Source organism: Pseudomonas nitroreducens NBRC 12694, from assembly GCF_002091755.1.
Classification (GTDB): Bacteria; Pseudomonadota; Gammaproteobacteria; order Pseudomonadales; family Pseudomonadaceae; genus Pseudomonas; species Pseudomonas nitroreducens.
The window spans coordinates 123,575-144,889 of record NZ_BDAI01000006.1 but is presented as its reverse complement, the minus strand read 5'-3'; the positions used below and the strand labels follow the sequence as shown (position 1 = coordinate 144,889).

The window sequence follows — 21,315 nt, the reverse complement described above, 5'->3', positions numbered from 1 at the left end:
GGCAATAAAAAACGCCAGCGCGAAGCTGGCGTTTTTCATCTCCGCAAGGCTCAGCCCAGCAGTGTGGCCCAGCCTTCCACGGCTTCGGCGCCCCACTTGGCTTTCCATTCCTTGAGGGTCTTGTGGTTGCCGCCCTTGGTCTCGATGACTTCACCGGTGTGCGGATTCTTGTATTGCTTGACCTTGCGCGCGCGCTTGGCGACGGTGGCTTTTGCGGTGCGCGGCGATTTGCTCAGCTTCGCGTCCGGATCGAGCAGGGCGATGACGTCACGCAGGGACTTGCCATAGCTGGCCATCAGCGCGCGAAGTTTCTCTTCGAACTCAAGCTCTTTCTTCAGCTTGTCGTCCTGCTCCAGGGATTTCAGGCGCTCCTGAAGTTCCTTGATGGCTTCTTCGGTAGCGCGGTACTCGTTGATCAGCGACATGTTGGGTACCTTGTTCTGGGTCCAGCGGTGGCGGATAGTTTGTAGCAGACATAATAGTCAGCGAAGTTGTTCAAGTAAATGCTTGTGGAAAGTTTTGTCGTTAATTGTCGACTTATTTAACTAATTTATTCTCTGGTAATTAATCGATGCACTCGCAATGCACCGAACTGGCTCTCGTCGGCGCACTGCGGCAATGGCTGATCTTTTCCCCGGCAGCCGCTAGAATGGCGGCCTTCGCGATGTATCTGGAGTACACCCATGCGCACTTTCCGACTGGTGATCGCCTGCCCCGACGGGGTCGGCATCGTCGCCAAGGTGAGTAATTTCCTGGCCACTTACAACGGCTGGATCACCGAGGCCAGTCACCATTCCGACAACGACAACGGCTGGTTCTTCATGCGGCATGAGATTCGTGCCGACTCCCTGCCGTTCGATATCGACGGTTTCCGCCAGGCCTTCGCCCCCATCGCCCGCGAGTTCTCCATGGAGTGGCGGATCACCGACTCCTCGGTGAAGAAGCGCGTCGTGCTGATGGCCAGCCGCGAATCGCATTGCCTGGCCGACCTGCTGCACCGCTGGCACAGCGGCGAGCTGGACTGCGAGATTCCCTGCGTGATCGCCAACCACGATGACCTGCGCAGCATGGTGGAATGGCATGGCATTCCTTACTTCCACGTCCCGGTGGACCCGAAGAACAAGCAGCCGGCCTTCGAGCAGGTCTCGCGCCTGATCGACGAACACCAGGCCGATAACGTGGTGCTGGCGCGCTACATGCAGATCCTGCCGCCGGACCTGTGCCAGAAGTACCGCCACCAGGTGATCAACATCCACCACAGCTTCCTGCCGTCCTTCGTCGGCGCCAAGCCGTACCACCAGGCCTCGCTGCGCGGCGTTAAGCTGATCGGCGCGACCTGCCACTACGTCACCGAGGAACTGGACGCCGGCCCGATCATCGAGCAGGACGTGGTGCGGATCAGCCACCGCGACAACATCGAGGACCTGGTGCGCCTGGGCAAGGACGTCGAGAAGCTGGTGCTGGCCCGCGGCCTGCGCTACCACCTGGAAGACCGCGTGCTGGTGCACGACAACAAGACCGTGGTGTTCGACTGATCCACGCGGTCTCGTTCCAGACTGGGTACTCCGCATGCGCTCGCCGTCCACCGACGGCGGGCGCTGCGCCCAACAGAGACGCCGCCATGAGCGACCCGAAGAACCCCGGCACCGCCACCCCACCGCCCACCCTGGGCGAAGGCTGCACCAGCCGCTACGATCCCGACGCGCTGAGCGAAGAGGACGGCACCGAGTTTCCCGGCGCCGCCGAGCTCTGGGATTCGCTCAAGCCTGAGCAGAAGCAAGACAAGCCCGCCAGCGGCTGAGCTTCAGGCGCGTTCGCGCATCCCTATCAGCTTGCGCAGCAGTGGACGCCCCGCCATGAGGGCGAACACCGGCGCACCCATCACCAGGTAGAAGTAGTAGGTCACCACGCGCCAGATCAGGATGGCCGCGGCCGCCGTGGATTTGCCCACCAGCGGGGCGAGCAGCGCGGCGCTGGTCAGCTCGGTACCACCCGCGCCACCGGGCAGCAGCGTGGCCAGGCCCGCCGCCAGCGACAGCAGCTGGATCAGGAAGGCCCAGGCCCAGTGCAGGTCCACGCCCAGCGCCTTGAGGGTGATGTAGAGCACCGAGAAGCGCAGGATCCAGTGGCAGCAGGTGAAGAAGAAGATCAGTGCCAGCCGGCGCTTGGGTTGGCGCAGGCAGCTGACCAGGGTGTCGCGGAAGTGCAGCGCCTTGCGCGCCCAGTGCAGGCGTGTGCGCGGCTTCATTCCCAGGCGCTGGAACAGCCGGCCGTTGGCCTTGATCACCCGGCGCTGGAAACGCGCCAGCAGTACCACGCCGAAGAAGATTCCGCCCAGCAGCACGCCGCTGGTGATCAGCGAGGTTTCCAGGTTCGGGCTGACGCTGTGGGACAGCGCCCAGACCAGCACCGCCGCCAGCGCGCAGAGGAAGAACAGCAGGTCGCTCAACTGGTCCACGGCGAAGATCGCGCTGCTGTGGGCCGGGCGCATACCGTGGCGCGCGAGTAATGCCATCAGCGTCAGCGGGCCGCCGGTGCCGCCGGGGGTCGCATAGAAAGCGAACTCCGAGGCCATGATGATGCCCACCGAGCGCACCTTGCCGATCTCCCCCGCGCGGCCATTGAGCAGCACGCGCAGCTTCTGCGCGTTGATCAGCCAGCACAGGCAGATCATGCCGAACATGATCAGCAGCTTGTCGAGAGGGAAGGCGAGGACGTGATCGAGCATTTCCCGGCCGCCGAGGGCGAGCGGGATCAGCGAGGCGCCGATCAGGCCGAGCAGCAGCCACCAGGCACGGCTCACGGGCGCACCTTCGGCGGCGGGAGGGGCAGGAGCGAGGCGGAGCGGATAACCAGAGGCTCCTGTCGGAATCGAACTGTCATGCTGAATGGACCGTCAACGGCATGCTGCGTTCGCCGAACTTTACCTGGTCAAGGCGCCGCGCTCAGTCGGCGCCCTTACCAATCACTCGGCGGATTTTCCGTCGTCGGCGCCTTGTTCCAGCGCCTTGTTCTCCCAGCCTTCTTCGCCCGGCAGGATCAGGTTCAGGAGGATCGCGACGATGGCGCACAGAGCGATGCCCTTCAGGCCGAAGTCGTCCGGACCGGTGCCGGTGCCGATCAGCACGCCGCCGATGCCGAACACCAGGGTGACCGAGACGATGCACAGGTTGCGCGCCTGGGACAGGTCGACCTTGTGGCGGATCAGGGTGTTCATGCCCACCGAGGCGATGGTGCCGAACAGCAGGCAGAGAATGCCGCCCATCACCGGTACCGGAATGCTCTGCAGGATGGCGCCGAACTTGCCGATAAAGGCCAGACCGATGGCGAATACCGCCGCCCAGGTCATGATCTTCGGGTTGTAGTTCTTGGTCAGCATCACCGCGCCGGTCACTTCCGCGTAGGTGGTGTTGGGCGGGCCGCCAAACAGGCCGGCGGTGGAGGTGGCGATGCCGTCGCCCAGCAGGGTGCGGTGCAGGCCCGGGGTCTTGAGGTAGTTCTTGCCGGTCACGCCGCCCACGGCGATGACGCCGCCGATGTGTTCGATGGCCGGGGCCAGCGCCACCGGAACGATGAACAGGATGGCCTGCCAGTTGAATTCCGGTGCGGTGAACTTCGGCAGTTCCAGCCAGGGTGCGGTGACGATCTTCGCCACGTCGACCACGCCGAAGGCGAAGGACAGGCCATAGCCCACCAGCACGCCGGCGATGATCGGCACCAGGCGCAGCATGCCTTTACCGAACACCGCGACGATCAGCGTGGTCAGCAGCGCCGGCATGGAGATGAACATGGCGGTCTTGTAGGGGATCAGCTCGGTGCCGTCACCCGCCTTGCCCATGGCCATGTTGGCGGCGATGGGAGCCATGGCCAGGCCGATGGAGATGATCACCGGGCCGATGACCACCGGCGGCAGCAGGCGGTCGATGAATCCAGTGCCTTTGACCTTCACCGCCAGGCCCAGGAAGGTGTATACGAAGCCGGCCGCCACCACGCCGCCCATGGTCGCGGCCAGGCCGAACTGGCCCTTGGCGAGGATGATCGGGGTAATGAAGGCGAAGCTCGACGCCAGGAACACCGGCACCTGACGGCCGGTGACGATCTGGAACATCAGGGTGCCGAAGCCGGCGGTGAACAGCGCGACGTTCGGGTCGAGCCCGGTAATCAGCGGCATCAGCACCAGCGCGCCGAAGGCCACGAAGAGCATCTGCGCGCCAGAGATGATCTGGCGCCACAGCGGTTCGTTGAATTCATCGGCCATGAATCAGGTTTCCTTCTGCTTGGTGCCGAAGATCTTGTCACCGGCATCGCCCAGGCCCGGCATGATGTAGCCGTTCTCGTTCAGGCACTGGTCGATGGAGGCGGTATAGATGAGCACGTCCGGATGCGCATCGTTGACGGCCTTGATCCCTTCCGGCGCCGCCACCAGCACCATGGCGCGGATATCCTTGCTGCCGGCTTTCTTGAGCAGGTTGATGGTGGCGACCATGGAGCCGCCGGTGGCCAGCATCGGGTCGATGATCAGCGAGCGGCGCTCGGCGATGTCCGGCGCGAGCTTTTCCAGGTAGGTGTGCGCTTCGAGGGTTTCCTCGTTGCGCGCCACGCCTACGGCGCTGACCTTGGCGCCCGGAATCAGGCTGAGCACGCCGTCGAGCATGCCGATGCCGGCGCGCAGGATCGGCACCACGGTGATCTTCTTGCCGGCGATCTTCTCGACCAGCACCGGGCCGGCCCAGCCTTCGATCTCGTAGTTCTCCAGCGGCAGGTCCTTGGTCGCCTCGTAGGTCAGCAGGGCACCCACTTCCTGGGCCAGCTCGCGGAAATTCTTGGTACTGATATCGTGACGGCGCATCAGTCCGATCTTGTGGCGGATCAGGGGATGGCGAATCTCGAGTACGGGCATGGACGGGTTCTCCGGACGGGCTGGCAAAAAAATTGCGGTAGCGTAATGCATCCTAGCTACCTTGGGCCACGATTGTCGGCGACATTCGTCCGCTGACCCTTGCTCCGTGGCACGCCGATAGGTACCTTTGCGCACTTTTTCACGGGAGAACCCCCATGTCCGTCGATCTCGCGCACATCCGCCAAGTCATGGCCGAAGCCGACTGCCTGTACACCAACGCCGAGGTAGAGGCCGCCATCGCCCGTGTGGCCGAGGCCATCAACGGCTCGCTGGCCGACACCAACCCGGTGGTGTTCTGCGTGATGAACGGCGGCCTGATCTTCTCCGGCAAGCTGCTCCCGCTGCTGAATTTCCCGCTGGAAGCCTCCTACCTGCATGCGACCCGTTACCGCAACGAGACCACCGGTGGCGAGCTGTTCTGGAAGGCCAAGCCGGAAATTTCCTTCATCGACCGCGAAGTGCTGATCATCGACGACATCCTCGACGAAGGGCACACCCTCTCGGCGATCATGGACTTCTGCAAGCACGCCGGCGCCAAGCGCGTGCACACCGCCGTGCTGATCGACAAGGACCACGACCGCAAGGCCCGCCCGGACCTGAAGGCCGACTACGTGGGCCTGTCCTGCATCGACCGCTACATCTTCGGCTACGGCATGGACTACAAGGGCTACTGGCGCAACGCCGCCGGCATCTTCGCCGTCAAGGGCCTCTGACGATGAGCGGGCCGCGTTTCCTCGACAGCGCGCTGTTCGACGAGGTCGCGGCCCGTGCCGCCGCCAGCCCCCGGCGCCGGCAGAACCACAACTTCCATGAGCAGACCGAGCCCTGCCATCGCCTGCTCAATGCACTGCAGCCCGACAGTTACATCCCGCCGCATTGCCATCGCCACCCGGACAAGGCCGAAAGCCTGCTGGTGGTGAAGGGCGCGCTGGGCCTGCTGATCTTCTCCGACTCCGGTGAGCTATTGACCACTCGCGAACTGCGCGCGGGCGGCGAGTGCGTCGGCGCAGACCTGCCGCCGGGCACCTTCCACGCCATCGTCGCGCTGGAGCCGGACAGCATCATGTTCGAAGCCAAGGCTGGCCCCTTCGTGCCGCTGGGCGAGGACGAGCGCGGGCAGTGGGCGCCGCGCGAGGGCGAGGCGGGCGCGACTGAATACCTGGCGTGGATGCGTTCTCAATTCCCACTCTGAATTGCGTTCCTGCACAAGGGCATGCATCGAGCGGTATCGATGTATGCATGGGTAAGCGCTCATTTTTGCCAATGCATGCTCCGCCTATCCTGCGACCCTCACAAGACAACCGCCCGAGGTTCGCATGTCCCGTCTCCTTTATATCGATGGCCAATGGCAGGCCGCCGACAGCGGCGCCGTCCTGCGCCCGATCGCTCCCGCTGCCCGTGAAGCGCTGCCGGAAGTTGCCTGCGCCGGTGTGTCCGACGTAGAGCGCGCCGTCGCTGCCGCCAGGCGCGCCTTCGCCGACTGGAAGCTGACCAGCGCCGCCCAGCGCGCCGGTTACCTGCGAGCTTTCGCCGAGCAGCTCGAAGCCCGCAGCGAAGCGCTGATCACCCTGCAGATGCAGGCCAGCGGCAAGCCGCGCCTGGAAGCGGAAATCGATATCGGTGACGCCATCGCGACCTTTGCCTACTACGCCGAGCTGGCCGAGCAACTGGATGCCCGGCAGAACGCCGAGGTGGCCCTGCCCGACGCCGGCTACCGCTCGCAGACCCGTTTCGAGCCCATCGGCGTGGTCGGCCTGATCGTACCGTGGAACTTCCCGCTGGTGACCAGCGCCTGGAAGGTCGCGCCGGCCCTGGCAGCGGGCTGCACCGTGGTACTCAAGCCCTCGGAAATCACCCCGCTGATCGAACTGGTGCTGGGCGAGATCGCCGACGCCATCGGCCTGCCTGCCGGCGTGCTGAACCTGGTGCCGGGCCTGGCCGATGCCGGCGCTGCGCTGTGCAGCCATGCGGGCATCGCCAAGCTGTCCTTCACTGGCAGCAACGTCGTCGGCCGCAAGGTCATGGAAGCGGCCGCCGCGCGCACCCTGCCGGTGGGCCTGGAGCTGGGCGGCAAGTCGCCGATCCTGGTGTTCGAGGACTGCGACCTGGACGAAGCCGTGCAGTGGATCATCGCCGGCGTCTACTGGAACGCCGGGCAGATGTGCTCCGCCACCTCGCGCCTGCTGGTGCAGGAGTCCATCGCCGCACCGCTGCTGGCGAAGCTGAAGGTCGCGGTGGAAGGCCTGCGCGTTGGCGACTCGTTGCTGGGCGAGACCGACATGGGGCCGATGACCAGCGAAGCGCAGTACCGCAAGGTGCTCGACTACTTCGCCGTGGCCCGCGACGAAGGCCTGGCCTGCCTGACCGGTGGCGAAGCAGCCGAGGGCTGGTTCATCCAGCCGACCGTGTACACCGACGTGCCGGCGGACAGCCGCCTGTGGCGTGAGGAAATCTTCGGCCCGGTGCTGTGCGTACGTACCTTCAGCGATGAAGCCGATGCCCTGCGTCAGGCCAACGACAGCGATTTCGCCCTGGCCGCCACCGTGTGCAGCGCCGACCTCGAGCGTGCCCAGCGTGTCGCCGAGAACCTGGAGGCCGGCAACGTCTGGCTGAACTCGCCGCAAGTCGTCTTCCCGCAGACTTCCTGGGGCGGCGGCAAGCGCAGCGGCATCGGTCGCGAGCTGGGACCGTGGGGCCTGTCGGCATTCTTCGATATCAAGCACATCACCGCGCCGCGCTGATCGGCGTCACCCCGTGCTCCAGGCGCAGGTCTGCGACCAGCGCCTGGAGCGCTTCGTTGTGCCCCGGCTCGTCGCGCACCACCAGGCTGTGGGTGATGCCGTAGCCGAGGCTGTCCGGCAGCAACGCGCGCATCTCGCCCTGTTCGACCCAGCGCTCGGCGTAGTGCGTCGGCAGGTAGCCCAGGTGGGTGCCGGCGCGCACCGCGTGCAGTACCGCTTCCATGTGTTGGGCGAAGGCCGTGCTGCGCTGTGGGTCGGCGGGCAGTTGCACGTCCGCCACCGCATAGCCGTGCTGGATCCAGTTGCAGGCTTCCAGTTCGGCGGCGGCGCGCACGTCCTTGTCGAACAGCGGATGCTCGTGCCCGCAGAACACCGCCACGCGCTCGTGGTAAAGCGGCTCATAGCGCAGGTTCGGCAGGCGCCGGCTGAAGCAGGCGATGGCCAGGTGCAGGCGGCCGCTGAGTACCAGGCGCTCCAGTTCGCTGGATGATTCGATGAGGAAGTGCAGGCGCACGTCCTGGTCGCGGCGGTTGAAACGCGCCAGGGTCTGGTGGATGCGTGCGTCGGGCAGCGTGGCGATATTGTCGGCCAGGCCCAGGTGCAACTCGCCGACCAGGCGCCCGGCCAGTGACTGTACCTGATCACGGAAGTCCCCCAGCGCAGCGAACAGGTTCTGCGCGTAGTCCAGCACCCGCTCGCCTTTCTCGGTCAGGCGGAAGCCGCTCTTGCCACGTTCGCACAGGCGGTAGCCCAGGCGTGTCTCCAGGCTGGCGATGTGCGTGCTGATGGTCGACTGGCCCATGCCCAGTTCGCCCTGCGCGGCAGAGAAGCCGCCGCAGCGCACCACACAGGCGAAGATGCGCAGCAGGCGCAGGTCGAGGTCGGAGACGTTGTGCAGCATGGCGGTTTCGATCGGAGGCTGGCGATGTATTGAGTTGATAACTTCGAAGGCTATCAATGTATCGGCGGGCTTGCCATGCGTGCCTGTCGTCCTGCTCGACGTGCGTGCTAGAGTGCCCGGCCCTGTCCCGCGGAGGTGATGATGTCCGTTCGCATGCCGGGCGCCGTGCTGGCGCTGCTGTTCTGCATTCCCCTCGGCTTTGCTGATGCCGCCATCGCTGCGCCGATGCACGGCCAGTTCCTGCCGCCGGACGATGCCGGCCTGCGCCAGGGCGAGCCGGAGCAGCAGCAACTGCTGCAGGTCACCGAATACAGCGTGGTGCTGGGCAACCAGCGCCAGTCCAACCAGCAGCCGATCCCGATTACCACGCCGTCGCTGCTGCGCCTCAAGGGCAAGCCGCTGAACAAGGGCGCGCAGATCAGCCAGGTGGTGATCAGCTTCGACGCCGAGGGCAAGAGCCTGAAGAAGCCGGCCTACGACGAAAAGACCCGCGTGCTCAGCCTGTATTACCCGCAGGCGGCTTATCCACAGCTGCTCGATCTGCTGCGCAACGGCACCGTCTACGTGCAGTTCCTCACCTACGGCAACGGCCATATCTGGGCCGACCTGCATACCGGCGCGGTGCGTGCGCGTTGAGCCGCGCCCGGCGCGGGGGTAAACTGCCCGACCCGTGGTGCCCGGCCAGCCGTTGCCGGCCGCGATCCCCGAGACAGCCGTAGAGAGAAGCGAGCGATGCGTAAAGACAAGAAGCAGGTGATTGGCGAAGAGATCGACGACGCCGAGATCAAGCTGTTCCTCGACGTGGAACCGGCCGACGACACCCCGGCGTCCCTGCACAAGCTGGTCAAGGCCTACCGCGGCCTGCGCATCGACGACTTCGAGCGCTTCGTCGGCTTCTTCGTCGAAGCTGGGTACGACCTGTCCGCCAAGGATGCCCAGGGCAAGGATTTCGTCGCCCTGATCCAGGACCAGCGCCAGGCCGAGCCCTACATCGAAGTGATCAAGTCCGCTCGCGGCTGATTGCATCGATGCGCTGAAAAGCCCGCCTTGTGCGGGCTTTTTTGTTCGGGCGGCTCGCGAGCCAGCTCGCGAAAATAGCCCGCGGCGAGGCTTTTGAGGCCGCTCGGGGCACCGCTCCAAAATCCCCGCCTAGACTTCTCGGAAGAACGATAACGACAAGGCGAGGACGAAGCCGTGCAAGTACAGCCCTATCTGTTTTTCCATGGTCGCGCCGATGAGGCCATTGCCTTCTACCAGCATGCGGTAGGTGCTCAGCTCGGCGCGCTGATGCGCTTCGAAGAGGCCCCGGGACCGTCGCCGGTGCCCGATGGCTGGCTGGACAAGGTGATGCACGCCAGCCTGCAGATCGGCGAGACGGAGGTTTTCCTGTCTGATGGTCGCGGCGAGCACAACGCCAATTTCAACGGCTTCTCCCTGCACCTGACGCTGCGCAGCGTGGTGGCCGCGGAGCAGGCGTTTGCCGCCCTGGCGGAGAAGGGGCGGGTGGAGATGCCGCTGGAAAAGACCTTCTGGGCGCAGCGCTTCGGCATGCTCACCGACCGTTTCGGCGTCGGCTGGATGGTCAGTTGCCACTGATTCGCCCGAAACGAAAAAGCCCGCCGGATGGCGGGCTTTTTCATGAGTGCAGCACTCAGGACGCGGCGACGATCTGCAGGCGGTCGGCGGTCATCTGGTTGACTTCGCGGTACACCGCGGCGTCGGTTTCCAGCTGCTTCTCGCGGGCCGGGAAGATCTCCTTGAGCTTCGCGGTCCACTCGGCCGACTGGTAGCGCTCGGGGAAGCAGCGCTCCAGCAGGCCCAGCATGATCGACACGGTGACCGAGGCGCCCGGCGAGGCGCCGAGCAGAGCGGCGATGCTGCCGTCCTGGGCTGCCACCAGTTCGGTACCGAACTGCAGGATGCCGCCCTTCTTCGGATCCTTCTTGATGATCTGCACGCGCTGCCCGGCGGTTTCGAGGCGCCAGTCGGCCGGGTTCAGCTGCGGGTAGAACTTGCGCAGGGCTTCGATGCGCTGGTCCATGGACTGCATGACTTCCTTCACCAGGTAGCGGGTGAGGTCCATGTTGTCGCGGGCCACGGCGAGCATGGGCAGCAGGTTGCTGGTGCGCACCGAGAGCGGCAGGTCGAGGAACGAGCCATGACGCAGGAACTTGGTGGAGAAGCCGGCATAGGGGCCGAACAGCAGGGAAGTCTTGCCCTCGACCACGCGGGTGTCCAGGTGCGGCACGGACATCGGCGGGGCGCCGACTTCGGCCTGGCTGTAGACCTTGGCCTGGTGCTGCTTGACCACCTCGGGGTTGTCGCAACGCAGCCACTGGCCGCTCACCGGGAAGCCGCCGAAGCCCTTGCTTTCCGGGATGCCGGACATCTGCAGCAGCGGCAGGGCGCCGCCGCCGGCGCCGAGGAAGACGAACTTCGCCTTGACCTTGCGGGCGTCGCCGGTCTGGGTGTTCTTGATGTCCACCAGCCAGCCGTCGCCGCTGCGTTCAAGGCCGACCACTTTCTGGAAGTAGCGGACTTCGCTGCCTTCGCGGCTGGACAGGTAACCCAGCAACTGGTTGGTCAGGGCGCCGAAGTTGACGTCAGTGCCGCTTTCCACGCGGGTCATCGCGACCTGCTCGTCAGCCGGACGGCCGGGCATGGTCAGCGGGGCCCATTCGGCGATCTTCGCGCGGTCCTCGGTGTACTCCATCGAGGCGAAGGCATGGTGCTGGCTGAGCAGTTCATGACGCTTCTTCAGGAAAGGAATGTCCTTGCCACGCACGAAGCTCATGTGCGGAACGGGGTTGATGAAGTTGCGCGGCGCGCCGAAGGCGTCCTTCCCGGTCAGATAGGCCCAGAACTGTTTGGACACTTCGAACTGGGCGTTGATGTTCACCGCCTTCTTGATGTCGATCGAGCCGTCGGCGGCCTGCGGGGTGTAGTTCAGCTCGCAGAGGCCGGCGTGACCGGTGCCGGCGTTGTTCCACGGGTTGGAACTCTCGATGGCTCCGGATTCCTGCAGTTCGACGATCTCCAGCTTCACGCCCGGATCGACTTCCTTGAGCAGGACAGCCAGGGTTGCGCTCATGATGCCGGCGCCGACCAGCAGCACGTCCATCGATTCGATTTCGTTCTGCGCCATTAACGCGTCTCCAAAACTATCAGCAGCCAGTTGTGACAGCGGGCTTGCACTCAATGGCAAAGCCGCATGTCCGAATTCTTCCCAGGTCACGAGGGACCTTTCGCGAATGTGTCGGGCCGGGATCGGAGGAGGGGAAATGCGCACCTTCTCGGCAGTCCACGGCGGACGAACTCATCCGCAAGTGCATCCGAAAGTGGCGCTCAGGCGCGGCTTCCGGTGCCGAAAAAGCGATTCAGTGCTGCGGGGTCAGACGTCAATGGTGCTACCAACGCAAAACTCTTCATTGCTCGCCACACTCTCGTGAAGTAGTGAAAAACCTTCGATCACGCTCTTTTGGAGGCGTGAAGCTCAAAGGGGATCGTCGTCGCGGGCCGGTCCGGTCTCCGTGCGGAGTGGGCGGCTGCATCCTTGCCAAGTTCTGCGCAACGAACGTACAAAGCGCGACGGCCAGTGACCGAGGCGAGTGGCGACTCTCTTTGAGGGGTGGCAGAGGCGAGACACGGTGTGTCGGCATCGTGCGGGGCCCGACCAGGAGGCGTCCTTATAATCGGGGGGCGATTATAACGGCGAAACACAAAAAAAAGCTCTGCACCTTAGACTTTTTTCCTAGTCTGCACCCCTTGATTTGCCAATTGTGCCCCGTCCCGGTGCGTCTCGCCTCCGGGTGGGTCAAGGCGGCCGATCGACGCGCGCACGGGAACCCTGAGAACGGGTTCTGCGTCCAATGGCCAAGCGCTATCTGACCGCGCTGCCCGCCGGTATACTGCCGGCCATCGCTTACCCCATGGAGAGATGAGCATGCTGCCTCGCCTGTTGCTCGGCTTTATCGCTGCCGCCAGCCTGACCTTGACCGGCTGCGCGCTCAGCCCGCAACAACTCAACCCGACTCCCGAATTCAAGGGGCCGGTCGCCGCGGTTGGCCAGGGCCAGCCGGTAGTGGTACGTGTCGTCGACGGTCGTCCCAGCACCGCGCTGGGCACCCGTGGCGGCCTGTATTCGGAAACCAGCCAACTGACCGTGCGCAGCGAGGACGTGATCCCCAAGCTGCAGCTGCAGGCTGAAACCGCCGTGCGCCTGCTGGGCTTCACCCCGTCGGCCAACGCCTACAACGCACCGCAACTGACCCTGACCCTGGCCGAACTGAAGTACCAGTCGCCCAAGGAAGGCATGTACGTCACCGAGGCGGACATCGGCGCCACCTTCCGTGCCGACGTGCAGAGCGGCACCCGTCGCTACAGCGGTCGTTATGGTGCCTCGACCAACCAGCGCTTCGGCATGGCGCCCAACGAGGCGACCAACACCAAGCTGGTGAGCGAAGTGCTCAGCGACGCGCTGACCCGGGTGTTCAAAGACCCGACCATCGGCCAGACGCTGAACCAGCGCTGATCGAGGCGGCAATGAAAAAGCCCGGCATCTGCCGGGCTTTTTCGTGGGCGGCCGATCGAAGGATCAGGCGGCCTGGTGGTACGGGTCGACCTCGACAAGGCGCACGCGCTCGTCGGCTTCCGGCAGGTCCAGGTGCTCGTGGCCACAGGCCTGGGTGTAGACCAGCCAATGGTCATCCTGGACATTGAACGAGAGTTCGGTGACGACGGCTTCGATTTCTTCCAGGTGTTCCATCAGATAGGCGTTTTCGTGGGGGACGATTTCGAGCATGGCGAATCTCCTTGGCGAAAGACTTCGATTGGCAGATTTCGTGAAAGCCAGCAGCGTGCCAAAGCGCGGGAGAGGTCTTAGACCATTTCTCGATAACCTTTACGCTCGTCGTAAATAAGCGTAACGCGCTGGCTGCGAGGCAGGGCCAGCGGATAAAATGCGCGACCATTGTTTCTCATCCATGACGGGCCAAGCCCGTTCGTCCAGACTGACCCCCGCTTTGCTTCGAAGTCGATGGCGTGCAGTTCTGAAGCGGAGGTTGTGATGTCGCTGCAGGCGCTCTGGAGTCTTTTCCAGGCCCATCCCGGTCGTATCGTGAACGACCTGGCCCTGTTCTTCGCCCTGGCCGGAGGCTGGTTGCTGCTGGCCACCCGCCGCCGTGAACGCCTCGCCCTGGCTCGCCTGGCTGCCGAAAGCGAGATCGCACCGGTCCCCCTGGACAGCGTCCAGCCGACCGTGCGGATGAATCGCTTCTTCTACCGTTTCGGCTTTGCCTGCATGACGCTGGCGCTGGCCGTGAGCTGGTACAGCACGCAGCTGGGCCAGTAGCGAGTGGAAGCAAAAAGGCGCCCGAGGGCGCCTTTTTTCATACCTGCGGCTTGAGCCGGTACTGGTTCAACACCGGGTTGGCGTATTGCAGGATCAGGTGGCCGCGCTGCTCCACGGGGCATTCGCCCACGCGACGCTCCCATTCGGTGCGCGCACGCTGCAGTTCCTCGGCCTTGAACAGGGTTTCGGCGCGGGGCACGTTCAGCGCAGCGTCGCGCAGGTCGGAGGCCTCGTAGGCGAGGTAGTGCACCGGGAACAGCCGGTAGTTGCCGAGGATCTGCCGGTCCAGCTCGGCGGCGAGCTGCTTGGCGTCGGCGAAGTCACCGGTGATCTCCTCGCCGAAGTTGATGTGCACTCGGCCCTTGTAGCCGGTGATGCCCTGCACGATGCTGCGGTCGTCTTCGCCTGGCGCCTTCCTGTACTCGCCGGTGGTGGCGCGGGTATACAGTTCGCGGGCCTTGGCGGCGTCGCACGGGTCGTATTCGTAGCTGATGGACACCGGGATCAGGTGCAGCTCGCGGATCACTTCGGCGAACGGCTCGTCCTTGCGGCTCATGTGGAACATCTTGAGGATCGCCGAATCGGTGCGGTCATCGCCGTCCTTGGCGCGGCCCTCGGCCTGGGCGATCCAGATCGACTGGCCGTCGTTTCGGATCGAGTGATTGATGTAGGCCGAGAGGTTCTGGTACGCCGCCAGCTTCTCGCGGCGACCGCTGATCGAGCGGTGCACGATGAAGCTCTTGTTCAGGCGCATCAGGTCGCTGACGAAGGACTTCTGCAGCAGGTTGTCGCCGATGGCGATGCGTGGCGTTGGCAGCTTCGCGTGGTAGATCGCGTAGTTGCAGAAGGCCGGGTCCACCACAATGTCGCGGTGGTTGGCGATGAACAGGTAGGCACGGCCGGATTGCAGGCGCTCGACACCCGAATAGGTGACGCCGTCGGTGGCGTGCTCGATGGTCCGGTCGACGTAGGGCTCGACTTTGTGCTGCAGCTCGCTGACGCTGCGGATGCCGGTGACTTCGCGGGCCAGCCGATGGGCTATAAGAGGTCTGAGCAGCCAGCCGAACGGACCGGACAGACGCGGGAAACGGTAACGCGCCAGGGCGCCGAGGAAGGCGTCATCGCTCAGCAGGCGCTGCAGGACAGCCGGGACTTCGGCGTCGTTGTACGGTCGGATGGCTTCGAACTCGCCCATCATGCTCTCTAATGAATGCTCGGGGGTATCACGGGTCGGGCCGCGATGTAGACGGTCCGGAAGGGTATGCCGCCGACTCATCGGTCAGGCGGGCGCCCCAAAAGACCGCGCGATTATAAACGGAAGTCACGGGGGAACCAGCGATGCTCGAAAGTCAGGCCTATTCCTGCCCTTATTGCGGCGAGCCGGCCGAGGCCATGCTCGACCTCTCCGGGGGCGACCAGAGCTACTATGAAGATTGCCCGGTGTGTTGCCGGCCGATCCTGTTCCAGCTCCGCACCGATGGGGTGGAATGGTCCCTGGAAGTCCAGCGCGAGGACGATTGATGCAGCGAATCTACGCACCTGCCGACCTGATCGAAGCCGAACTGCTGGGGGGCATGCTGGCCAACGAGGGCATTTCGTCGCACCTGGGCGGGCGTCACCTGGTCGGCGGCATCGGCGAGCTGCCCGGCATGGGGCTGTTGCACCTCTGGGTCGAGGACGAGATGGCCGAGCAGGCGCGGGAGCTGATCGCCGCGTACAATGCCGCGCAACCCCTGCCGGGGCCCGCTGACGATCACGAAGGCGGCCCAGGCGTCCTGCTTTGCTGAATTCCGACAACGAGTCCCGATGACCAGCCGCTACGCCCTGTTCCGCTGGAACCGCGAGCTGGCCGACAGCGCCGGCTTCCCCGCCGACCTGCGGCCGCAGTGGAGTCTCTCGCCCGGCGCGCGTGTGCTGATGCTGCGCGAGGAGAACGGCATTCGCCATGCCGACCTTGCGCGCTGGGGCCTGACGCCCGCCTGGTTGAAGGACTTGTCGCGCACTCCCGCCCATGCCCGCGTCGAAACCATCGCCGAACAGCCGATGTTTCGCGACGCGTTTGCCCAGCGCCGCTGCCTGTTGCCGGCCAACGGCTTCTACGAGTGGCGCGGCGTGCGCAAGCGGCCGCACTGGGTTTCCGGCGGCGGGCTGATCTGCTTCGCGGGCGTGTGGGAGGCGTATCCGGTGGAGGGCCACACCTATTACAGCGTGGCGATGCTGACCCAGGAAGCGGGCGGCATGCGTCGGCCACTGGTTCTGGATGTCGCCGAGCAGGCACAGTGGCTGTCGAACGAGACCGGGACGGCGCGGCTGATGGAGTTGCTCCTGCTGCCCCAGGCGCGGCTGCGCGAGCAGGCGCTGGCGAACTTCATCAACGACCCCACCTGCAATGGGCCGGAGTGCCTCACTCCCGCCTGACGACGCACCCTGCAGGATCAACAGCGCTCTCACCCTCTCCCGCAAGCGGGAAAGGGGACGCACTTGCACGGCCGTTCAGAGGAAGACAGTTGCGCCGACGGGATCAGCGCGCGGGGCTGGCTCTACACCTTGAACTGATTCACCAGCCTGCGCTGTTGCTCGGCCAGCTTGGTCAGTTCGGCGCTGGCCTGGGAGGCTTCGTCGGCGCCGCCGGCCACCTGGTTGGCGACCATGCCGATGTTGCTGACGTTGCGGTTGATGTCCTCGGCCACCGCGCTCTGCTCCTCGGCGGCGCTGGCGATCTGGGTGTTCATGTCGTTGATCACCGACACCGCCTGAGTGATCGACTCCAGCGCCTGAGCTGCTTCGCCGGCGTGGCGCACGCTGTCCTCGGTCTTGTCCTGGCTCTGCTGCATCACCTGCACCACTTCGCGGGTGCCGTTCTGCAGTTGCTGGATCATCGACTGGATTTCCTCGGTGGCCTGCTGGGTCTTCTGCGCCAGGTTGCGCACTTCGTCGGCGACCACCGCGAAGCCGCGGCCCTGCTCACCGGCGCGGGCGGCCTCGATGGCAGCGTTGAGCGCCAGCAGGTTGGTCTGTTCGGCGATACCGCGGATGGCCACCAGGATGGCGTTGATGTTCTCGCTGTCGCGGGCCAGAGACTGCACCACGCCCACGGCGCGGCCGATTTCGCTGGCCAGCGCCTGGATCGCAGCCGAACTGCTTTCGACGATGCGCTTGCCGTGGTGCGCGGCCTGGTCGGCGTGGTTGGCCGCTTCTGCCGCGTGGGTGGCGTTGCGCGCCACATCTTGCGCGGTAGCGGTCATCTCATGGACGGCGGTGGCAACCAGTTCGATCTCCGCCAGTTGCTTCTGCACGCCCTGGTTGGTGCGGATGGCAATGTCGGCCGTGTGCTCGGAGGAGTCGCTGACGTGCTGCACCGAGGTCACCACCTGGCCGATCATGCCCTGCAGCTTGACCAGGAAGGTGTTGAAGCCCTTGGCGATGGAACCCAGTTCGTCGGCGCGGTCGCTGGTCAGGCGGCGTGTCAGGTCGCCTTCGCCCTGGGCGATGTCATCGAGCATGCCGACCAGCTGGCGCAGCGGGCGGGCGATGCCGTGGCCGACCAGCCAGATCACGGCCAGGCCGATGGCGGCGATCAGCAGGCCGACCAGGGTCATGCCCAGGGTGTCGCTGTCGCGCTGGGCTTTCAGGTCGCTCTGCAGCTGGTTCAGGTCACCCAGAACGGCTTCCTGCGGCAGCTGCAGCATCAGGGTCCAGCGCGCGCCGGAGTCGGCGATGGTGAAGGGCAGGAACAGCTCGATGTGACCGTGCTCCTTGTCCACCGAGGTCAGCGGCTGGTCGAGGGTGAGCTTGGTCAGGTTGGCCACTTCGTTGGCGTCCAGCACGCTGCTGGCGGATTCACCGAGCTTGGACGGGTCCTTGGTGTAGGCGACCAGGCGGCCGTTGGTGGAGATCAGCGCCATCTCGCCAGCGCCGTTGTAGAGCTGGCTGTCGGAGGTCTTGAGCAGGTCCTGGATGAAGTCCAGGGACAGGTCCACGCCGACGGTGCCCTTGAACTGGCCCTTGACCATGATCGGCGCGTTGAACGAGGACATCAGCACCATCTTGCCGCCCATCTCGTAAGGTGCCGGGTCGATGATGCAGGGTTTGTGCTTTTCCTTCGGGCACAGGTAGTACTCGCCTTCGCGCACGCCAGTGGGCTGCATCTTCTGGCTTTCCAGGGTGTCGCCCATGGCTTCGACGGTCAGGCTGCCGTCCTTGCGGTACCACCAGGGCATGAAGCGGCCGCTGGCGTCATAGCCGGGCAGGCCCGAGTACTGGCTGTCGTTGCCGGCGAAGGCGTCGGGCTCCCAGCCGGCGAAGGCGTCGAGCAGCTTAGGGTTGAGTTCGACGGTCTGGCGCAGCAGGTTGGACATGCCGGCGCGGCCGATACCCAGCAGCGGCTGACCGTTGGCGTCGGTCGCATCGATCAGGGCGTTGGTGTTGGCCAGGTCACGGGCGACGGTGAGCGGGTATTCCAGCTCGCGCTGGATCTGGGCGACCTGGCCGCGCGCCAGGGCCACCAGGCGTTCATTGATGACCTGTTCGAGCAGCGCCTGGGTACGATCCTGCACCAGCGCCTGGGTTCTTGACCCGGCGAAGAGCGCGTACAGGACCAGTGCGGCGACCACCGCCAGAACGCTGGCACCGGCCAGCGCAACCACGGAAAACTGGATCGACTTGAATTTCATACGGGTACCCGGAATTCGCCAGAAGCCTGCGTGTCTTTCTATATCGGCAGAACCCGCGAAAATCCTTAATCGGTCCTTGTAATGGGTTGTAACGCGGCTGTTCGCCGCTTGTCGCAGGATTGTCGGCGTCGACCGGGCGGTCTAGCAGGTGATGGCTCAATGCAATCATCGGTCCCGCGGTCGCCGGCGAGCACGTTGCGGCAGGTCTCAAATGTCCGTAACTCCCTGCTGTGCCAGCGTTTTTTGCGATAGTTGCCGGCCGCCGGGGCTGGGCCTACCATGCGCGCTGTCCCCGGGATAATGCATTGATTCAGGAGAGCATCATGCCCAGCGTCTTTCGTGTAGCCGGCCTTGCCGCCGCCCTGCTGCTGACCGCCTGCCAGCAGGTGAACACCACCAGCGGCGGCGTCGTCGGCGTGGATCGCAAGCAGACCATGTTCAGCATGCTGTCCAGCGCGCAGGTCGATCAGATGTATGCGCAGTCCTACCAGCAGACCCTTGGCGAGGCCTCCAAGGCCGGCAAGCTGGATGCCAGCAGCAGTGACGCCAAGCGCGTGAAGGCCATCGCCGCACGGCTGATTCCGCAGACCGGCGCCTTCCGTCCGGACGCGCCCTCGTGGAAGTGGGAAGTCAACGTGATCCAGAGTGATGAGCTCAACGCCAACTGCGGCCCCGGCGGCAAGATCATCGTCTACACCGGGCTGATCGATAAGCTTAAGTTGACCGACGACGAACTCGCTGCCGTCATGGGGCACGAGATCGCTCACGCGCTGCGCGAGCACGGTCGCGAGGCGATGTCCCGTGCCTATGCCGAGCAGGTTGGCCTGGGGCTGGGCGGCCAGTTGCTGGGCCTTGGCCAGACCAGTGTCGACCTGGCGCATCAGGTGGTGGAGTACAGCCTGACGTTGCCCAACAGCCGGCAGAACGAGAACGAAGCCGACCTGATCGGCCTGGAGCTGGCGGCACGAGCCGGCTATAACCCCAACGCCGCGATCACCTTGTGGCAGAAAATGGGCCAGGCTGGCGGCGACGCGCCACCGGAAATCCTCAGCACTCACCCGGCGGACAGCACGCGGATGGCCAACCTGCAGGCGGCTATCCCGAAAGTCATGCCGCTTTACGAGCAGTCCAAGACTCGCTGATTCCTCTTTGCCATCGGTCAGCGTATGGTTGCGCTGTTTTGCCCCGTGAACAGGGAGTATCCGTGAAAATCGCTGTACTCGGAGCCACCGGCCTCCTGGGCCACCATGCCGCCCGCGCGATCAAGGCGGCGGGCCATCAACTGGTGCTGATCCACCGACCCTCGTCGCAGATCCAGCGCCTGGCCTATCTGGAGCCGGAGTGCCGGGTGGCCGAACTCTTCGATCACCAGGGCATGGCCCGCGCGCTGAGCGGCCTGGACGCGGTGATCTTCAGCGCCGGTTACTACCCGGTGCGGCCGCGTCGCTGGCAGGAGGAAGTCGCCAGCGCGCTGGACCTGACCAACCACTTCTACGCCGCCTGCCTGCAGGCCAGGGTGCCGCGCATCCTCTATGTCGGCTCGGCGTTCGCCATGCCTTTGCATCCGCAGGGGTTGCCGGGGCATGAGGGGCTGTTCTACGAAGGCTTGCCCACCGGCAAGAGCGCCTACGTGATGTGCAAGTGGGCGCTGGACGAGCAGGCTCGTGAACAGGCTCGCGGCGGGCTGCCGGTGGTGATCGGGATTCCCGGCATGGTGCTGGGCGAGCTGGACATCGGCCCGACCACCGGCCGCCTGATCACCGCCATCGGCCGCGACGAGATGCTGCATTACGTGCCGGGGCGGCGAAATGTCATCGATGCTTCCGAAGCCGGGCGCGGTCTGCTCAAGGCTCTGGAGCGCGGCCGGGTAGGGGAGCGTTACCTGCTCACCGGGCACAACATCGAAATGGCCGAGCTGACCGCGACCATCGCCAGGTTGCTGGGCAAGCCGGCGCCAACGCCGATGCCGCTGCACCGCGCCCGCGCGCTGGCGACCCTGGGGCGCTGGCGTTATCGCCTGACCGGCAAGATGCCGTTGCTCGATGACACCGCCATCGAGGTGATGGCCGGCGGGCAGTTCCTCGACGGCCGCAAGGCACGCGAGGAGCTGGGCTTCGAGTCGCATGTGCCGTTGCAGGACACGCTGGAGCGCGCCATTTCCTGGTTCCACGCCAACGACTACCTCTGATTTCCAGGGCCAGCAGTTGTAGGTGAACGCGAGCCAGAACAACAAGCCCGGCACATGCCGGGCTTTTTAACTGATCAGGGCAGCGCCTTCTCGGCGAAGGGCCGGTTGGGCAGCCCCATCTGCGCACGGAAACTTTCCATGTCGAACAGCGTGCACAGCTCCTGTACCTGGTCCTGGCTGTTGAACACCCAGAAGCCCATGGCCGAGATGCTGACGATGCGGTCGCTGGCCGGGTAGCCCAGTACGGGCCGGACAATGCAGCCCATCAGCGTGCTCCAGGTAAAGACCTTGTTGCCCTCGCGGATGCATTCCTCGACGGCCACTTCCAGATCGTCCATGCCGCCGCGGATTTCCTCCACCAGTGCGCGGTAGCCGGTATTGTCCAACGGTTGCGCGGTGAAGGCGCTCTTGTAGATGAAATCCGGACTGTGCAGTTGCTCCACCAATGCCAGGTGTCCCTTGTTCCAGGCGAGGTCGATGTGCTGGCGGGCGATCTTCTTCAGGTCTTTTTCCGGCATGGCGACTTCCTTTGTCGTAGGAGGCGGAATCGCCACTGTGTATC

At 64.9% G+C, this 21,315-nt stretch carries 25 protein-coding genes; 15 read left to right on the top strand and 10 right to left on the bottom strand.

All coding sequences use genetic code 11. The annotated features are described in order from the left end of the window. Nucleotides 1-50: 50 nt before the first annotated feature. Complete coding sequence (gene mvaT, locus PNI01S_RS17870; protein ID WP_024762638.1) at nt 51-425, bottom strand: histone-like nucleoid-structuring protein MvaT; 375 nt, start codon at nt 423-425, stop codon at nt 51-53. 258 nt (nt 426-683) lie between these two features. Here mvaT and purU point away from each other — a divergent pair, with 258 nt between their 5' ends. Further along, on the top strand, nt 684-1,535 hold the full coding sequence (gene purU, locus PNI01S_RS17865) for a formyltetrahydrofolate deformylase (RefSeq protein WP_017519713.1): 852 nt from the start codon (nt 684-686) through the stop codon (nt 1,533-1,535). A gap of 86 nt (nt 1,536-1,621) precedes the next feature. Beyond that, on the top strand, nt 1,622-1,801 hold the full coding sequence (locus PNI01S_RS17860; RefSeq protein ID WP_024762639.1) for a hypothetical protein: 180 nt from the start codon (nt 1,622-1,624) through the stop codon (nt 1,799-1,801). Between the two features lie 3 nt (nt 1,802-1,804). Here PNI01S_RS17860 and gpgF read toward each other — a convergent pair whose 3' ends face one another. The 3 genes from gpgF to upp form a co-directional block, all read right to left on the bottom strand. Further along, entirely contained in the window at nt 1,805-2,803 is a 999-nt protein-coding gene (gene gpgF / locus PNI01S_RS17855; RefSeq protein WP_024762640.1) for a glucosaminyl phosphatidylglycerol flippase, read from the bottom strand. Nucleotides 2,804-2,965: 162 nt separating this feature from the next. Further along, nucleotides 2,966-4,258, bottom strand: coding sequence for a uracil-xanthine permease family protein (locus PNI01S_RS17850; protein ID WP_084358725.1), 1,293 nt, complete (start codon nt 4,256-4,258; stop codon nt 2,966-2,968). Between the two features lie 3 nt (nt 4,259-4,261). Next, nucleotides 4,262-4,900, bottom strand: a complete 639-nt coding sequence (gene upp / locus PNI01S_RS17845; protein ID WP_054908629.1) for a uracil phosphoribosyltransferase — start codon at nt 4,898-4,900, stop codon at nt 4,262-4,264. Between the two features lie 155 nt (nt 4,901-5,055). Here upp and PNI01S_RS17840 point away from each other — a divergent pair, with 155 nt between their 5' ends. The 3 genes from PNI01S_RS17840 to PNI01S_RS17830 all read left to right on the top strand — a co-directional run bounded on the left by PNI01S_RS17840 (nt 5,056) and on the right by PNI01S_RS17830 (nt 7,641). After that, nucleotides 5,056-5,613, top strand: coding sequence for a hypoxanthine-guanine phosphoribosyltransferase (locus PNI01S_RS17840; protein ID WP_017519718.1), 558 nt, complete (start codon nt 5,056-5,058; stop codon nt 5,611-5,613). A gap of 2 nt (nt 5,614-5,615) precedes the next feature. Continuing rightward, nucleotides 5,616-6,092, top strand: coding sequence for a WbuC family cupin fold metalloprotein (locus tag PNI01S_RS17835; RefSeq protein WP_024762643.1), 477 nt, complete (start codon nt 5,616-5,618; stop codon nt 6,090-6,092). A 124-nt stretch (nt 6,093-6,216) separates the two neighbouring features. Then, entirely contained in the window at nt 6,217-7,641 is a 1,425-nt protein-coding gene (locus PNI01S_RS17830) for an aldehyde dehydrogenase family protein (RefSeq protein WP_084358724.1), read from the top strand. Here PNI01S_RS17830 and PNI01S_RS17825 read toward each other — a convergent pair. Continuing rightward, on the bottom strand, nt 7,625-8,542 hold the full coding sequence (locus PNI01S_RS17825) for a LysR family transcriptional regulator (protein WP_084358723.1): 918 nt from the start codon (nt 8,540-8,542) through the stop codon (nt 7,625-7,627). The genes PNI01S_RS17830 and PNI01S_RS17825 overlap by 17 nt on opposite strands. Nucleotides 8,543-8,695: 153 nt before the next feature. Between PNI01S_RS17825 and PNI01S_RS17820 the strand changes: the two genes are divergently transcribed. The 3 genes from PNI01S_RS17820 to PNI01S_RS17810 all read left to right on the top strand — a co-directional run bounded on the left by PNI01S_RS17820 (nt 8,696) and on the right by PNI01S_RS17810 (nt 10,138). After that, the gene (locus PNI01S_RS17820; protein ID WP_413247469.1) at nt 8,696-9,178 is read left to right on the top strand and encodes a hypothetical protein; all 483 of its coding nucleotides are present in this window, start codon (nt 8,696-8,698) and stop codon (nt 9,176-9,178) included. Between the two features lie 96 nt (nt 9,179-9,274). Further along, entirely contained in the window at nt 9,275-9,562 is a 288-nt protein-coding gene (locus PNI01S_RS17815) for a PA4642 family protein (RefSeq protein WP_024762646.1), read from the top strand. 174 nt (nt 9,563-9,736) lie between these two features. Beyond that, nucleotides 9,737-10,138: a VOC family protein gene (locus PNI01S_RS17810; protein WP_024762647.1), complete on the top strand. Its 402-nt coding sequence runs from the start codon at nt 9,737-9,739 to the stop codon at nt 10,136-10,138. Nucleotides 10,139-10,193: 55 nt separating this feature from the next. Here the strand turns inward: PNI01S_RS17810 and mqo are convergent, their stop codons facing one another. Then, nucleotides 10,194-11,687: a malate dehydrogenase (quinone) gene (gene mqo / locus PNI01S_RS17805; RefSeq protein ID WP_084358722.1), complete on the bottom strand. Its 1,494-nt coding sequence runs from the start codon at nt 11,685-11,687 to the stop codon at nt 10,194-10,196. Between the two features lie 798 nt (nt 11,688-12,485). Here mqo and PNI01S_RS17800 point away from each other — a divergent pair. Then, the gene (locus tag PNI01S_RS17800; RefSeq protein WP_024762649.1) at nt 12,486-13,073 is read left to right on the top strand and encodes a YajG family lipoprotein; all 588 of its coding nucleotides are present in this window, start codon (nt 12,486-12,488) and stop codon (nt 13,071-13,073) included. A 63-nt stretch (nt 13,074-13,136) separates the two neighbouring features. Here the strand turns inward: PNI01S_RS17800 and PNI01S_RS17795 are convergent, their stop codons facing one another. Then, complete coding sequence (locus PNI01S_RS17795; protein ID WP_024762650.1) at nt 13,137-13,343, bottom strand: hypothetical protein; 207 nt, start codon at nt 13,341-13,343, stop codon at nt 13,137-13,139. A 264-nt stretch (nt 13,344-13,607) separates the two neighbouring features. On the opposite strand from PNI01S_RS17795, the gene PNI01S_RS17790 reads away from it, so the two are divergent. After that, a complete protein-coding gene (locus PNI01S_RS17790) occupies nt 13,608-13,892 on the top strand; it encodes a hypothetical protein (protein ID WP_024762651.1) in 285 nt (94 codons plus the stop codon). Between the two features lie 37 nt (nt 13,893-13,929). Here the strand turns inward: PNI01S_RS17790 and PNI01S_RS17785 are convergent, their stop codons facing one another. After that, nucleotides 13,930-15,090 (bottom strand): 1-acyl-sn-glycerol-3-phosphate acyltransferase, encoded by a 1,161-nt coding sequence (locus tag PNI01S_RS17785; RefSeq protein ID WP_024762652.1) that lies wholly within the window; start codon nt 15,088-15,090, stop codon nt 13,930-13,932. A gap of 140 nt (nt 15,091-15,230) precedes the next feature. Here PNI01S_RS17785 and PNI01S_RS17780 point away from each other — a divergent pair, with 140 nt between their 5' ends. From PNI01S_RS17780 to PNI01S_RS17770, 3 genes are read left to right on the top strand one after another with little or no spacing between them, the layout of a single operon-like run. Further along, entirely contained in the window at nt 15,231-15,413 is a 183-nt protein-coding gene (locus PNI01S_RS17780) for a CPXCG motif-containing cysteine-rich protein (protein ID WP_065084466.1), read from the top strand. After that, nucleotides 15,413-15,679, top strand: coding sequence for a putative signal transducing protein (locus tag PNI01S_RS17775; RefSeq protein ID WP_024762654.1), 267 nt, complete (start codon nt 15,413-15,415; stop codon nt 15,677-15,679). The genes PNI01S_RS17780 and PNI01S_RS17775 overlap by 1 nt, the downstream gene beginning before the upstream one ends. Before the next feature lie 19 nt (nt 15,680-15,698). Continuing rightward, nucleotides 15,699-16,310, top strand: coding sequence for an SOS response-associated peptidase (locus PNI01S_RS17770; protein WP_024762655.1), 612 nt, complete (start codon nt 15,699-15,701; stop codon nt 16,308-16,310). Between the two features lie 122 nt (nt 16,311-16,432). Here the strand turns inward: PNI01S_RS17770 and PNI01S_RS17765 are convergent, their stop codons facing one another. After that, on the bottom strand, nt 16,433-18,565 hold the full coding sequence (locus PNI01S_RS17765) for a methyl-accepting chemotaxis protein (RefSeq protein WP_084358721.1): 2,133 nt from the start codon (nt 18,563-18,565) through the stop codon (nt 16,433-16,435). Nucleotides 18,566-18,888: 323 nt separating this feature from the next. On the opposite strand from PNI01S_RS17765, the gene PNI01S_RS17760 reads away from it, so the two are divergent. Further along, nucleotides 18,889-19,707 (top strand): M48 family metallopeptidase, encoded by an 819-nt coding sequence (locus tag PNI01S_RS17760; protein ID WP_024762657.1) that lies wholly within the window; start codon nt 18,889-18,891, stop codon nt 19,705-19,707. A gap of 38 nt (nt 19,708-19,745) precedes the next feature. Next, nucleotides 19,746-20,753 carry an NAD-dependent epimerase/dehydratase family protein gene (locus PNI01S_RS17755; protein ID WP_089285733.1) on the top strand — a complete coding sequence of 336 codons (1,008 nt, stop codon included), beginning with the start codon at nt 19,746-19,748 and terminating at the stop codon, nt 20,751-20,753. Between the two features lie 74 nt (nt 20,754-20,827). On the opposite strand, the gene PNI01S_RS17750 is transcribed toward PNI01S_RS17755, so the two are convergent. After that, nucleotides 20,828-21,271, bottom strand: coding sequence for a ketosteroid isomerase-related protein (locus tag PNI01S_RS17750; protein WP_024762659.1), 444 nt, complete (start codon nt 21,269-21,271; stop codon nt 20,828-20,830). Between the last annotated feature and the right edge of the window lie 44 nt (nt 21,272-21,315).